Raw genomic sequence first — 13,325 nt, 5'->3', positions numbered from 1 at the left:
AACCGCAGTTCACGCCACCGCCCAACCCCCACGGCGCGCCGCCGCAGGGCGGCATGCCACCGAATGCCGGTGCGCCACCGCAGGTTCCGCAACAACCGTCCGCCGCCTCGGTCAACCTCAGCAAGATCTCGTTGACCAAGGACGCCCCCTCGATCTCGCTGACCAAGCAAGGCGCGACCGGCGGCGTGATGCGGATCAACCTGAACTGGTCCGGCAACACGGCCCCGGCGCGGCGCGGCTTCGGCAAGCGCAAGGCCGGCCTCGACCTGGACCTGTGCTGCTTCTGGGAGCTGACCGACGGGACGAAGGGCTCCATCGGCCCGCTCGACGGCTTCGGCTCGCTGCACCAGGCGCCCTACATCCTGCTCGACAAGGATGATCGGACCGGCGCGGTCGCGGCGGGCGAGAACCTCGACATCAACCTCGACCACACCGCGAAGTTCCGCCGGATCCTGGTGTTCGCCTCGCTGTACGAGGGCACCGACGATTTCCGTGGTGTCGAGGCGACCGCCACGCTCTACCCGGTCGGCTCGCCGCCGATCGAGATGTCGGTGAGCGGATGCACCGACAACTCACGGGAGATGGTGCTCGCGCTGATCGAGAACATCAACGGCGAGTTCGTGGTTCAGCGTCAAGGCGTGTTCGTGCGGCCGCCCGCCCGGCGCCCGCTCTGGGGAAAGATGGAGGTCGACAAGGCCTACCGCTGGGGTCTCGAGTGGGGACGCAGCGCGGGGAAGTAGGAGTCAAGCTGTTTCGAGCTGTTCGAGCAGCCGCTGTGCCTCGTCGCGCAGCGCGTTCAGATCACCGGGCCAGCCGAGCACCCGCAGCGCCGCCTCGGGGATGGTTCGCGCCGCGGTGGCCGGTGCCGCACCTTCGTCCGAGCGGATGCTGATCACCATCTCGACCAGCCGGAACGGCAGGGCCTCGGCGCCCGCGATGCCCGCCCCGCCGGCCTCGGCCAGGACCTCGACCGCCAAAGCCTCGTAGTGCCCGCGCAGTTCGTCGCGCCGCAGCCGGAACGTGGCGAACCGCTCGGTGCGCAGCTCCGGAAGCAGGTACAGCGCACCGAGATTCCAGCGCGCGGCGCAGAGCTGGCCGACGTCGAACCAGGCCAGCGCGTAAAGGCGGGCAGGCGGCGTCGCCGACACGCTCCCCAGTCGTTCGGCGAGTTCCAGTGGGGCAGCTATGGTTTCGGCAAGCAGCGCATCGAGGATGTCATCCTTGGCGGCGAAGTGGTGATAGAGCGATGCCTGACGGATGCCGACCGCGTCGGCGACCACACGGGTGGAGGTGTTCGCGTAGCCGTTGGTGGTGAACAGCTCCCCGGCAGCGTCCAGGATCTCGGCGCGCGGCGTCTGGCCGCGACGGCGTCGCTGCTCCACACGAGGACGGCCGGGGCCGAGGTTTGTCACAAGGCCCATTCTGGCAGGTATCCGCTGCACCGATCCGCGACGGTCGGTCCCCCGGTAGGCCGCGGCGAGGTTTCTGTCACTTGATAGAAATCTCGGCAACGCAGAAGTAACCGGGGTTACCGCAAGCGATACACGCGGGTCACCGAAAGCGCGATCGTCACCGCAAAACTGTCATCTGATAGGTATTGGCCGCTCGCCGAAGGACCCTCATGGCCACAACGTTCGCCCCCGCCCCTCCGCCCGACACCAGCCGCGACGGCGCCGATCTGGCCCGATTCGGCTATCAGCCCGTGCTCCGGCGCAAACTCGGCCGCTACGCCTCGTTCGCCGCGGGCTTCTCGTTCGTCTCCATCCTCACCACCATCTTTCAGTTCTTCGGCTTCGGCTATTCGTTCGGCGGCGCCGCGTTCTTCTGGACCTGGCCGATCGTGTTCGCCGGACAGTTCCTCGTCGCGCTGAACTTCGCCGAATTGGCTGCGCGCTACCCGATTTCGGGCTGCATCTACCAGTGGTCGCGTCGGCTCGGCGGCGAGCTGGTCGGCTGGTTCGCGGGCTGGATGATGGTGATCGCGCAGATCGTCACCGCCGCCGCGGCGGCGATCGCGCTGCAGGTGGTGCTGCCGTCGATCTGGAGCGGGTTCCAGGTCATCGGCGCAGACACCGCGCTCACCTCGTCGTCCGGTGCCACCAACGCGGTGCTGCTCGGCAGCATCCTGCTGACGATCACCACGGCCATCAATGTGCTCGGCATCGACCTGATGTCGCGGATCAACTCGATCGGCGTCACCGTCGAGATCGTCGGCGTGCTCGCGATCATCGCGCTGTTCTTCACCCACACCGAGCGCGGGCCCGGCGTGGTCTGGCAGACCGATCAGGCCGTGCCCGGGTCGTACTGGGCGGCGTTCCTGGTGTCCGGGCTGATGGCCGCTTATGTGATGGTCGGCTTCGATTCCGCCGGTGAGCTTTCCGAGGAGACGAAGAACCCGCGCCGGGTCGCGCCACGCACCATCCTGGCCGCGCTGTCGGTGTCCGCCCTCGGCGGCGGGCTGCTGCTGCTCGGCGCGCTGATGGCCGCGCCGAGCCTGTCCGACGGTGCGCTGGCCACCGACGGGCTGGCCTATGTGCTCACCTCGAAGCTGGACAGCCCGGCGGGCACGGTGCTGCTCGGCTGCGTCGCGGTGGCGATCACGGTGTGCACCTTGGCCATTCAGACGGCCGGGTCGCGGTTGATGTTCTCGATGGCCAGGGACGGGAAGTTGCCGTTCGCCCGTCGACTTGCCGCGGTGCACCCGCGGTTCGGTACCCCGGCGCTGCCCGCGGTGGTCATCGGGCTGCTCGGTATTGGGCTGCTGGTGCTCAATCTCGGCAATGCCGCGATCTTCGCGACCCTGGCCAGCGTGTGCATCGTGACGCTGTACCTGGCATATCTGCTCGTCACGGTTCCGCTGCTGGTGCGGCGGAGCAAGGGTATGCCCGCCGACGAAGCGGGCGAGCCCGGCCTGTTCAGCCTGGGGCGCTTCGGGATTCCGATCAACGCGCTCGCCGTGCTGTGGGGTGTCGCGATGGCGGTGAACCTGGCTTGGCCGCGGCCCGAGGTGTACGCGCCCAACGGTGGCGGCTGGTGGATGCTGTGGGCCGCACCGCTGTTCGTGCTGCTGGTGGTCGCCGTCGGAGTGGTCGTGCACTGGTTCGTAGTCCGCACGCCGGGCACCGCCGAAAGTCCCGAGCCTGCAACGGAATCCACCTGACCGTTCGCGTGGTGGTGGTGCCGGCCACCACCACGCACTCGTTACCCGTCGAGCAGCGCAAAGGAGCGCTTGCGAAGGCGAAGTCCGAAATCGGTACGAGCGCTAGGCGAGTGCTCGACCCGCATCCTGCGAAGGAGCTGACGATGACGAACACCGCATCCACCACGGGTGCCCGGGCGCATGCGCGCTCACAGGCCGCCGCGGCGGCTACCACGGAGCCCGGGCTGCCCGACGGTGTCGACGCCGCGAGAATCACTTTTGCCCAGCGCATTCCGGGAGCCGGATACGCGAATATCGTGCTCGGGCGCGGTACTCGGATCCGGTTGTCCGATCCGGCCGGAGCGGCGGGTGCGCACCTGCTCCTGGTGCGGGCCGATGCCCCCTGGGAACGGCTGAATGTCGCTGACACGGTCAAAGTTCCATGGCAGGCCTACCTGGGCAACGGCCATCCACTGCTATCCGATCAGGGCCGCATCCTGGCCACCGTGCTCGCCGATACTTCCGGCAAGCACGACGCCCTGTGCGGGCCGATCGCCGAAGCGCGACAGCTGCTGCGCCTGGCCGGCGCCAAACATGGTCTGGCGCCGCGCGATATCGGGCCGACGGTGTCGTTCTTCCGCGGCGTACGGGTGGCCACCGACGGCGCACTGACCGGCACCGGCAGCGCAGCGGCGGGTGCCTCGGTCGACCTGCTCGTGCATCTGCCGGTGATCCTGCTCGTCGCCAATGCCGCGCATCCCTTGGACGACCGGGCCGCAACGGATCTCGATGTCGTCGCGTGGGCCGCACCGGAGGATCTCACCGTCACGCACAACAGCGACCCGGAATACCAACGGGCCGTGCAGAACACCGAAACGGCCTGGGCGGCCGCCCGCACGCTGGAGGTCGGGAAATGAACAGGCAGATCGTGCTCGACGAGACCGTCCCCGCCCGCGCACCCTGGTCGGCGATCGTCAGGGCGGGCGAGCAACTGGAGATCATCGATCTACACGGCAACCAGGCGGTGGACTGCCTGCTGTACTCGGCGGCGGACCACACCGACCGCTACAGCGCGCAAGCCACCATCGCCGCGCAGCGCAATATCTTCCTCACCACCGGCAGCGTGTTGCGGACCGACGCGGGCACCGCCCTGATGACGGTCGTCGCCGACGAGGTGGGCAACCACGACACCATCGCGGGCGCCTGCTCGCAGGAGTCCAACACACTCCGCTACGGCCACCACACTCGCCACCAGCATGCCTGCGTGGAGAACTTCCTCACCGCCGCGCTGCAATGGGGCCTCGGCAAGCGGGACCTGGTGTCCAACATCAACTGGTTCATGAACGTGCCGGTGGAACCGGACGGCACCCTCGGCATCGTCGACGGATTGTCCGCTCCCGGAAAGAAAGTGACGCTCCGGGCCGAGTTCGACACGCTGGTCCTCGTGTCGAACTGCCCGCAGATCAACAATCCCTGCAACGGTTTCGACCCCACCCCGGTGCGGATGGTGGTGTCGAAATGACCGTCACCGACCTATCCGGCGCCGCTGCGCCTGCGGCTCGAGCTGATTGCGCGGCGGCGGCCACCGCACCCGTGCCCACCTCCGTCGAGGTCGTCCGCCCCGGCATGCTGACCACGGTGCAGGATTGGCCGGGGCGAATCGGGTATTGGCACGTCGGCGTCCCACCGTCGGGGCCGATGGACGATCTGTCGTTCCGGCTCGGCAACCGGGTGCTCGGCAATGCCGAAGGCACGGCCGGTCTGGAGTGCACGCTCGGCGGTCCGACACTGCGGTTTTCGGCGGCCACCTGGGTGTGCGTCACCGGCGCACCGACCGAGGTGACGCTGAACGGCGATCCGGTGGAGCAGTGGCGCACCATACAGATTCCCGCCGGGGCCGTACTCGATGTCGGTGCCGTGCGCGGACCAGGGATGCGCTGTTACCTGCTGCTCGCGGGCGGTATCCAGCTGCCCGAATATCTCGGCAGCACAGCGACGTTCACCCTCGGTCGGTTCGGCGGTAGCGCGGGCAACGCGCTGCGAGCCGGCGAAGAATTGACACTCGGGCCGCCACACGATCCGCTCGCGACCGCCGTCCCGATGGACGACCAGCCGGTGCTCGCCAGGCGCTGGGAGCTCGCGGTGACCGAAGGCCCGCACGGCGCACCGGAATTCTTCACCCGCGCCGACTTCGACGCCATCGTCGGCACCGACTACACGGTGCACTTCAACTCCGACCGCACCGGCGTCCGGCTGATCGGTCCGAAACCCGACTGGGCTCGCACCGACGGCGGCGAAGCGGGCCTGCACCCGTCGAACATCCACGACACCCCGTATTCGGTTGGCGCACTGGATTTCACCGGCGACACCCCGATCCTGCTCGGCCCCGACGGCCCAAGCCTCGGAGGTTTCGTCTGCCCGGTCACCGTGGTGGCCGCCGATCGTTGGAAGCTCGGGCAGCTCGCCCCCGGCGACGCGGTGCGTTTCGTGCCGATCCGCAGCGATCGCGCCGCCTCGGTGCGCGACCTCGGCGTCGGGCGCCGCGCCTGCTGGCCGACCGTGCTGTCCGCGGGCGGTGACGGCGACGATGGCATACTGCGGCGCACCGAGGTCGACGACGAGACCGGCGTGACCTATCGCCGCGCGGGCGACGACGCCGTGCTCGTCGAATACGGCACCATGACACTGGATCTCGGCCTGCGCGCCCGGGTGCACGCCCTGCACCAGCACCTGCTCGCCGCGCGGGTACGCGGCGTGACCGAGCTGACCCCCGGCATCCGCTCGCTGCAGATCCGGGTGGACCCGCACATCCTGCCGGTGCCGACGCTGCTCGACCTGCTGGCCGAAGCCGAACGGCACCTGCCCGCCGCCGATGAGCTCGTGGTGCCGAGCCGCACCGTGCACCTGCCGCTGTCCTGGGACGACCCGGCCACCCGCGAGGCCATCACTCGCTACATGCACGGTGTCCGCGCCGACGCCCCGTGGTGCCCGTGGAACATCGAGTTCATTCGCCGCATGAACGGATTGGCCGCGGTGGCCGACGTTTACGACACCGTCTTCGGCGCCGAGTACCTCGTCCTCGGCCTCGGCGATGTTTACCTCGGCGCACCCGTCGCCACGCCGATCGACCCGCGCCACCGCCTGGTCACCACCAAGTACAACCCCGCGCGGACGTGGACACCGCAGAACGCGGTCGGCATCGGCGGCGCTTACCTGTGCATCTATGGCATGGAGGGCCCTGGCGGCTACCAGTTCGTCGGTCGGACGACCCAGGTCTGGAACCACCACGCGGGTCCACTCGCCGGCCACCCCGGCGCGGACCGGCATCCCACCGGCGCGGAAACACCGTGGCTACTGCGTTATTTCGATCGGATCCGCTGGTACCCGGTCGAGGCCGACGAATTGCTCGACCTGCGTGCCGATTTCGCCGCGGGCAACGTCCGGGTACCCGCCGAGGACGGCGAATTCCGGCTCGCGGACTACCGCGAGTTCCTCGCTGCCAACGACGAGTCCATCAGCGACTTCCGTGCCGTGCAGGCGACAGCCTTTGCCGCCGAACGTGACTCGTGGCGGCAGGCCGGGGAGCTCACCGCGGGGTAGCGATGTTCACCAGCCGAACAGCTCGGCCATGTCGATCGAATCGTCGTCCCAGGCGCGTTCGATCGCGTCGCGCTCGGCTATCGGGAGTTCGGGCGACCACCCGCAGCGGCGCCAGAAGTCTTCCCGGTGTTCCTGGGTGAATGGTCGTGGTTTGTCCATGGGCTGCACCTCGCCAACGGTCCTGCCCTAATTGTGGGCCTGCTCCAGCGCCGACATGCCGGAACAGGCCCAACGACTTCGGGTTTCAGCGCAGCTCGCGGAAGAACTCGCGGACATCCGTGGTGAGCAGCTCGGGCTCCTCCATGGCCGCGAAGTGGCCGCCGCGGTCGACATCGTGCCAGCGCGTGATGGTGTTCTCGGTCTCCGCGTACTGGCGAATACCGACGTCGTGCGCGAAAACCAGTGCGGCCGTGGGTACGCCCGAGTTCACCTTCGTCGCGCCCCAGGGTGCTTCCTGCGCGTAACCGACGTACGCCGACGAACCGGCGGTACCGTTGAGCCAGTACAGCATCACGTTGGTCAGCAAGCGGTCCCGATCAATGATCTTGTCCGGGTCGACATTTCGCGGATGCGTCCACTCGCGGAACTTGTCCATGATCCAGGCGAGCTGCCCGACCGGCGAGTCCACCAGCCCGTACGCCAGCGTCTGCGGACGGGTGGACTGCACGGCGATGTAGCCGTACTCCTCCTGCATGAAGGCCTCGATCCGGCGGATCCGATCCTGTTCCAGCTCGGTCAGACTCGCCAGTTCCGCCTCCGACAGCGGCAGTGACGGGAACGGACCCGGACCGCCGTTGACGTGCACGCCCGCCACGTGGTCCGGTGCGGTCCGGCCGACCTCGGGGCTCACGTCGGCCCCGATGTCACCGCCCTGCACGCCGTAGCGCTCGTAGCCGAGCCTGCGCATCAGCTCGGCCCACGCCTGCGCGATCTTCTCGACGGTCCAGCCCGCCTCGGTGACCGGCCCCGAGAAGCCGAAGCCCGGCAGCGACGGAATCACCAGGTGGAACGCGTCTTTCGCGTCGCCGCCGTGCGCCCGCGGATCCGACAGCGGCCCGATCACGTCGAGGAACTCGACCACCGAACCCGGCCAGCCGTGCGTCATCAGCAGCGGCAGCGCGTCCGCTTCGGGCGAGCGGACGTGCAGGAAATGGATGCGCTGCCCGTCGATCTCGGTGGTGAACTGAGCGTAGGAGTTCAGCTGCGCCTCCGCCGCCCGCCAGTCGTATTCGCCACGCCAGTAGTCGACCAGCTCGCGCAGCCAGGTGGTCGGCACGCCGGTGTCCCAGCCGTCGCCGGGCAGCGGTGCGGGCCAGCGCGCGCCGTCGAGCCGAGTGCGCAGGTCATCGAGCTGCTGCTGCGGGATGTCGATGCGGAATTCGTGGATCTCGTTGCTCATGAGATAAACACTATGACCCACCTAGGACAGCTTTCGCCCTAGCTTTCCGGCAGACTGAAAATCATGTTGGAAACCTCCGCGCGACTGCTTCGGCTGCTGTCGCTCTTGCAGACGCCCCGCGACTGGACCGGCACCGACCTGGCCGAACGCCTCGAGGTCGATGTGCGCACGGTGCGCCGCGACATCGACAAGCTGCGCAACCTCGGTTACCCGGTGGACGCCACCCCCGGCGTCGCGGGGTACCGGCTCGGCGCGGGGGCCAAACTGCCGCCGCTGCTGCTGGACGACGACGAGGCGGTGGCGGTCGCCATCGGGCTGCGCACCGCCGCGGGCGGCACCATCACCGGCATCGAGGACAGCTCGTTGCGCGCGCTCACCAAGCTCGAACAGGTGCTGCCGTCCCGGCTGCGCCACCGCGTCAGCCTGCTGCAATCGGTCACCGTCACGGTGTCGGCCGGTGGTCCGACCGTCGACCCGGACACGCTCACCGCGATAGCGGGCGCCATCCGCGATAGCCATCGCCTGCGCTTCGACTACCGAAGCCATGACGGCACAACCTCGTTACGCACCACCGAACCACACCGCCTGGCGCACACCGGCCGCCGCTGGTACCTCATCGGCTGGGACGTCGACCGGGCCGACTGGCGCACCTACCGCGCGGACCGGCTGCATCCCCGCATCCCGACCGGGCCGCGCTTCACCCCGCGCGCGGCACCCGACGTCGATCTGTCCGGGTATGTCTCCCGAGGCGTGTCGAGTGCGCCGTACCGCTACTCCGCAAGCATCACCCTCGGCGTGCCCGCCGAGGTCGCCGCCGACCGTATCGCGCCCACCGTCGGCGTGATCGAGGCGGTGGACGCCGAAACCTGCTTGCTCCGAACAGGATCCAATTCGCTCGACGAGTTGGCCATCTACGTCGCCACGTTCGGGTTTCCGTTCCGCGTGCACGAGCCTTCGGAGCTGGTCGCCCATATCCGCGAGCTCAGCGCCCGGCTCGCGGGATCGGTCGGCTAGCTCAGACGGCGATCACCGTCTTGCCCTGGGCGTGCCCGGTGAGCACATGCTGCACAGCCTCAGCCGCTTTCGCCAAGGGGAAGCTCTGCTCGATCAGCGGCCGGAGGGTGCCGCCAGCGGCCGACTCCGCCAAGAACTCGAGATCCGCGCGGCGCGGACGCATGAGCAGCAGTGCGATCCGCTGACTCGCGAAGAGGTTGGCCAGCAGCACCTTACCCATCCACAGCACCGGCCCGGCCCAGTTCCCGCCGGGTGCGCCCGCCGAAGAGACGAAGACACCCTTCGAGGCCAGTACTCGGCGACAGTCCCGCAGCGATCGGTTGCCGACCAGGTCGAGCAGCACGTCATACCGCTGCTCGCCGACAGTGAAATCATCGGTGGTGTAGTCGATTACATGGTCAGCACCCAACGAGCGCAGCACTTCGACGTGCCGGGTACTGCACACGGCGGTGACCTCGGCCCCGAACGCCTTGGCGAGCTGGATCGCGAAGCTGCCGACCCCACCCGAGGCCCCGTTGACGAGCGCCGTCTGCCCGGCTTGGAGCCGACCGGCATCGCGCAACCCTTGCAGCGCCGTCATGCCCGAATCGGGCAGCGCCGCAGCCGCTTCGATGGCGAGCCCGTCGGGCACGTGGGCGAGCCGCTGTTCCGGGACGCACACGTACTCCGCGAAGGCGCCCGAATCCGCCGCACCGAATACCGTGTCACCGGGCCGGAATCCGGTCACGTCGCCGCCGACCGCGACCACCTCGCCGGCCAGGTCGTGCCCGATGATCGGATCCTTGGGCCGCCGCAGGCCGAAGCCCAGCCGCAACAGATAGGGCGTGCCGGTGAGCAGGTGGATATCGCCCTGGCTCACCGATGCGGCCCGCACCCGGACCAGAACCTCGTCGGCGCGTGGATTCGGCCGATCGACTATCTCGGTCCGGAGCACCGCGCCGGCACCGTAGCGCGGCGCGACGATCGCCGTCATCGTGCGGACATCGACTGTGGATTGCGGGCTGTGCGCCTCGGACATGGGATTTCCTCGCGTGAAACGGTTACTTACAGCGTAAGTCCCTCGCTACGGACGGTACGCTTACACCGTAAGTCCGTCAAGAGAGGTGTCCATGCCCAAGACCGCTGCCCACGGCACCTCGCGCGCGCCGCTCAGCCGGGAGAAGGTGCTGCACACCGCCGTTCGACTCGCCGACGAGCAGGGCCTCGCGGCCTTGTCCATGCGCAAACTGGCACAGACGCTCGGGGTCGAGGCGATGTCGCTGTACAACCACGTGACCAACAAGGACGACCTGCTCGACGGCATCGCCGACCTGGTGGTCGCCGAGATGGGCACGCCCGAGGTCGGCGGCGACTGGAAGGCGGCCATGCGCGCGCGGGCCATGTCGGCGCACGAGGTGCTGCTGCGACATCCGTGGGCGACCGGATTGATCGGCTCGCGACTCAATGTCGGCCCCGCCATGCTGCGCTATGTGGACGCCACCGTCGGCTGTCTCCACTCGGCCGGCTTCTCCTACCAGCAGGCCGACCGCGCCTGGAACGCGATGGACAGCCACATCTATGGATTCACCCTGCAGGAAGTGAACTTTCCGCTGCAACCGGACGAGTACGCTTCCGCCGCAGCACAGTTCCTGCCACGGATACCCGCGGATCAGTTTCCGTACATGAACGCGCTGTCACAGCTGGTGATCGACGGGAAGCACTCGGGCACAGCGGATTTCACCTTCGGCCTGAACCTGATCCTGGACGGACTCGAACGACTCCTCGGCGAAGCCGCCGACTGAGCATCACTGCCCCTCGGCCCCCAGCGTCGCCTCGGGATTGGTGGTGTCGCGAACAACACGGAGCGCACCGATCAGCCCGTCGAGCTGCGCGGGCGTCAACAGTCCGGTGAACCAGCGCTCGACCGCGGCGACATAGTCCGGCAGCACCTGCGCGAGCCGCTGCGCGCCGGATTCGGTCAGCACCGCGTACGCACTGCGCCGGTCGCCGGGGTCGAGCGCACGCTCGACCAGCCCGTACCGGGCCAGCCGATCGACCAGGCGGGTGACGCCGCTGGTGGAGAGCGCCGTCTGGGCGGCCAGATCCGTCATGCGCAGCCGTCGACCGGGCGAACGACTCAGGCGCATGAGCGCATTCATATCCAGCCCGGACAGCCCGTGCGCCTTATACACCGGCGTCAACTTGGTGACCAACCCTTCGTGCGCCTCGAACAGCAGGCCCATGGTGGTCAGCCGTGGGTCGTCGAACAGGTCCGCATCCATGCCACCAACCTACCCCGTACTGATTGCTTCGCGGATAGTTGACATGAGGAATACTTCGTACTAGAAATATGCATACGCATTATTCCTCACGACAACTACTGGAGCATTCAATGTCTGACACCACCGCCTGGGTCGCCGGTTTCCGTTCCGCGGTCATCAGCCCTTACGAGCAGGTCAAGCTCAGCGAATCACGGCCCTTCGCCGACCAGACCGTGCGTCAGGTGCTGCATTTGGCCGGCGGCGGCGAGCAACTTTGCGTCCGGCTCACCAACCTGTACGGACGGGATCCACTGGTGATCGGCGCCGCGCACGTCGCGCTGCGCAAGACCGGCAACGAGATCATCGCCGAGACCGACACCGTCCTGCGGTTCGACGGCGCGGACCAGGTCACCATCCCGGCGGGTGGTGCGGTGATCAGCGATCCGGTCGAGCTGGCCGTCGCCGCGAGCACCGATCTCACGCTGAGCCTGTACCTGCCCGAACAGACCGGACTCGCGACCCGCTCGCATGAGCCCAGCGAAATCGCCTATGTCGCAGACGGAAACGTCGCAGCGCAACCGGATCTCGGTGCCGCCGACGAGGTTCCCGCGCGCTTCTACGTCACCGGTGTCGACGTACTCGCTCCGGCGGACACCCCCGTCGCCGTCGCGCTCGGCGATTCGTGGTTCGAAGGCGTCGGCTCGACCATGAGCGCGAACCGCCGCTCGGTGGACGCCCTCAACGACCGACTCGACCGCGGCTGGGTCGTCAACCAGGGCATCGGTGGAAATCGACTACTGACCAACGAGATCGGCGTGCCCGGCCTGGACAGGTTCAACCGGGACGTCCTCAGTACCCCGGGCGTCAGCAGCGTGCTCATCAACTTCGGCATCAACGACCTCATCCTGGGCGGCATGTCGGGCGAAGCACCCGCCACCACCGAAGAACTGATCGCCGGTTTCACCGAGATCGCCCACCGCGCCCACGACGCCGGCCTGACCATCCACGCCGCGACCATCGGCCCGTACGCGGGCTGCATCTACCCAGGGATGCCGATCGAGCAGACCCTGCCGACCCGGCGCGAGGTCAACGAATGGTTGCGCAGCACCGACGTTTTCGACTCCGTCTTCGACGTGGCCCGCGCGGTGCAGGACCCGCAACGCCCGGACTTCATCCTCCCGGCATACGACAGCGGTGACGGCATGCACCTCAACGACGCGGGCCACCGCGCCATGGCGGCGACCGTCGACGTCGCGGCATTGTTCCACTGAACCACCGAGGCGAGTCGTCGCGTAGTGCGGCGACTCGTCTTCAGCGGCCCAGATCCGTTGCGGCCCTGATTGTCTGGTCGATCGCGGCGTCGACCGCAGCCTGGAACACGCGACCCTCGCGCAGCGCGGCGCGACCGCCGGCGAACATCGCGCCGCACAACCCACCCACCAGTGTCGCCGCCCGTACCGGGTCCAGCTGTCCGGGAAATGCCGCACACAATGCCCGAGCCAGCCGGTCCTCCACCTCGAACAGGCGCTGCAACGTGGCCCCGCGCAGCGCGGGGACCGACATCAGCAGCCGCAGGCGCGCAGCCTCCAGTTCGCCGCTCGGATCGCGCGGCCCGCCCACCATCTCCGCGAGGATCGCCCGCATGGCATCGGCCAGCACCTCGCCGACGCTCGCGGCGGCGTCCCGCTGCTCGATCGTCGCGAGCCCCACGTCGAGCAGGGTGCCGCCCTCGGCGAACAGCACCGCCTCCTTGGTCGGGAAGTGGTTGAAGAACGTGGCGGGCGAAACATCCGCGGCCGCAGCGATTTCGGTGACCGTCGTCTCGTCGTAGCCCTTCGTCTCGAATAGGCGGTACGCCGCTTCGGCAATGGCCACTCTGGTGCGCTGCTTCTTGCGCTCGCGCAACCCCGGTTCACCCATGGCACCAGCTTAC

At 68.3% G+C, this 13,325-nt stretch carries 13 protein-coding genes and 1 pseudogene; 8 read left to right on the top strand and 6 right to left on the bottom strand.

Translation table 11 applies throughout. The features are described from left to right. Positions 1 to 740: pseudogene (locus tag NN4_RS45485) on the top strand (TerD family protein); the annotation flags it as partial. Between the two features lie 3 nt (positions 741 to 743). On the opposite strand, the gene NN4_RS39650 reads toward NN4_RS45485, so the two are convergent. Continuing rightward, positions 744 to 1,412 carry a TetR/AcrR family transcriptional regulator gene (locus NN4_RS39650; RefSeq protein ID WP_147142191.1) on the bottom strand — a complete coding sequence of 223 codons (669 nt, stop codon included), beginning with the start codon at positions 1,410 to 1,412 and terminating at the stop codon, positions 744 to 746. 209 nt (positions 1,413 to 1,621) lie between these two features. Between NN4_RS39650 and NN4_RS39645 the strand changes: the two genes are divergently transcribed. From NN4_RS39645 to NN4_RS39630, 4 genes are all read left to right on the top strand, one after another. Next, a complete protein-coding gene (locus NN4_RS39645) occupies positions 1,622 to 3,160 on the top strand; it encodes an amino acid permease (RefSeq protein ID WP_147142188.1) in 1,539 nt (512 codons plus the stop codon). 143 nt (positions 3,161 to 3,303) lie between these two features. Beyond that, positions 3,304 to 4,056, top strand: a complete 753-nt coding sequence (locus NN4_RS39640) for a DUF1989 domain-containing protein (protein ID WP_147142184.1) — start codon at positions 3,304 to 3,306, stop codon at positions 4,054 to 4,056. Beyond that, on the top strand, positions 4,053 to 4,661 hold the full coding sequence (locus NN4_RS39635) for an urea amidolyase associated protein UAAP2 (protein ID WP_147142180.1): 609 nt from the start codon (positions 4,053 to 4,055) through the stop codon (positions 4,659 to 4,661). Before NN4_RS39640 ends, NN4_RS39635 begins: the two co-directional genes overlap by 4 nt. A 71-nt stretch (positions 4,662 to 4,732) precedes the next feature. Next, positions 4,733 to 6,739 (top strand): 5-oxoprolinase/urea amidolyase family protein, encoded by a 2,007-nt coding sequence (locus tag NN4_RS39630; RefSeq protein ID WP_246181337.1) that lies wholly within the window; start codon positions 4,733 to 4,735, stop codon positions 6,737 to 6,739. A gap of 6 nt (positions 6,740 to 6,745) precedes the next feature. On the opposite strand, the gene NN4_RS45480 is transcribed toward NN4_RS39630, so the two are convergent. Together NN4_RS45480 and NN4_RS39625 are read right to left on the bottom strand one after the other, a co-directional pair. After that, positions 6,746 to 6,898 (bottom strand): hypothetical protein, encoded by a 153-nt coding sequence (locus NN4_RS45480; protein ID WP_186818849.1) that lies wholly within the window; start codon positions 6,896 to 6,898, stop codon positions 6,746 to 6,748. A gap of 85 nt (positions 6,899 to 6,983) precedes the next feature. Next, complete coding sequence (locus tag NN4_RS39625) at positions 6,984 to 8,138, bottom strand: epoxide hydrolase family protein (RefSeq protein WP_147142173.1); 1,155 nt, start codon at positions 8,136 to 8,138, stop codon at positions 6,984 to 6,986. A gap of 63 nt (positions 8,139 to 8,201) precedes the next feature. On the opposite strand from NN4_RS39625, the gene NN4_RS39620 reads away from it, so the two are divergent. Next, the gene (locus NN4_RS39620) at positions 8,202 to 9,152 is read left to right on the top strand and encodes a helix-turn-helix transcriptional regulator (protein ID WP_147142169.1); all 951 of its coding nucleotides are present in this window, start codon (positions 8,202 to 8,204) and stop codon (positions 9,150 to 9,152) included. Position 9,153: 1 nt separating this feature from the next. Here NN4_RS39620 and NN4_RS39615 read toward each other — a convergent pair whose 3' ends face one another. Continuing rightward, on the bottom strand, positions 9,154 to 10,170 hold the full coding sequence (locus NN4_RS39615; RefSeq protein ID WP_147142166.1) for an NAD(P)-dependent alcohol dehydrogenase: 1,017 nt from the start codon (positions 10,168 to 10,170) through the stop codon (positions 9,154 to 9,156). A gap of 91 nt (positions 10,171 to 10,261) precedes the next feature. Here NN4_RS39615 and NN4_RS39610 point away from each other — a divergent pair, with 91 nt between their 5' ends. Beyond that, a complete protein-coding gene (locus tag NN4_RS39610; RefSeq protein WP_147142162.1) occupies positions 10,262 to 10,933 on the top strand; it encodes a TetR/AcrR family transcriptional regulator C-terminal domain-containing protein in 672 nt (223 codons plus the stop codon). A 3-nt stretch (positions 10,934 to 10,936) separates the two neighbouring features. Here NN4_RS39610 and NN4_RS39605 read toward each other — a convergent pair whose 3' ends face one another. Continuing rightward, complete coding sequence (locus NN4_RS39605) at positions 10,937 to 11,413, bottom strand: MarR family winged helix-turn-helix transcriptional regulator (RefSeq protein WP_147142159.1); 477 nt, start codon at positions 11,411 to 11,413, stop codon at positions 10,937 to 10,939. Positions 11,414 to 11,523: 110 nt separating this feature from the next. Between NN4_RS39605 and NN4_RS39600 the strand changes: the two genes are divergently transcribed. Next, positions 11,524 to 12,663, top strand: a complete 1,140-nt coding sequence (locus NN4_RS39600; RefSeq protein ID WP_186818848.1) for a GDSL-type esterase/lipase family protein — start codon at positions 11,524 to 11,526, stop codon at positions 12,661 to 12,663. A gap of 40 nt (positions 12,664 to 12,703) precedes the next feature. On the opposite strand, the gene NN4_RS39595 is transcribed toward NN4_RS39600, so the two are convergent. Next, positions 12,704 to 13,312 (bottom strand): TetR/AcrR family transcriptional regulator, encoded by a 609-nt coding sequence (locus NN4_RS39595; protein WP_147142152.1) that lies wholly within the window; start codon positions 13,310 to 13,312, stop codon positions 12,704 to 12,706. Positions 13,313 to 13,325 lie beyond the last annotated feature (13 nt).

The organism is Nocardia ninae NBRC 108245, from assembly GCF_007990755.1.
Classification (GTDB): Bacteria; Actinomycetota; Actinomycetes; order Mycobacteriales; family Mycobacteriaceae; genus Nocardia; species Nocardia ninae.
This window is presented reverse-complemented; position numbering and strand designations above follow the sequence as displayed.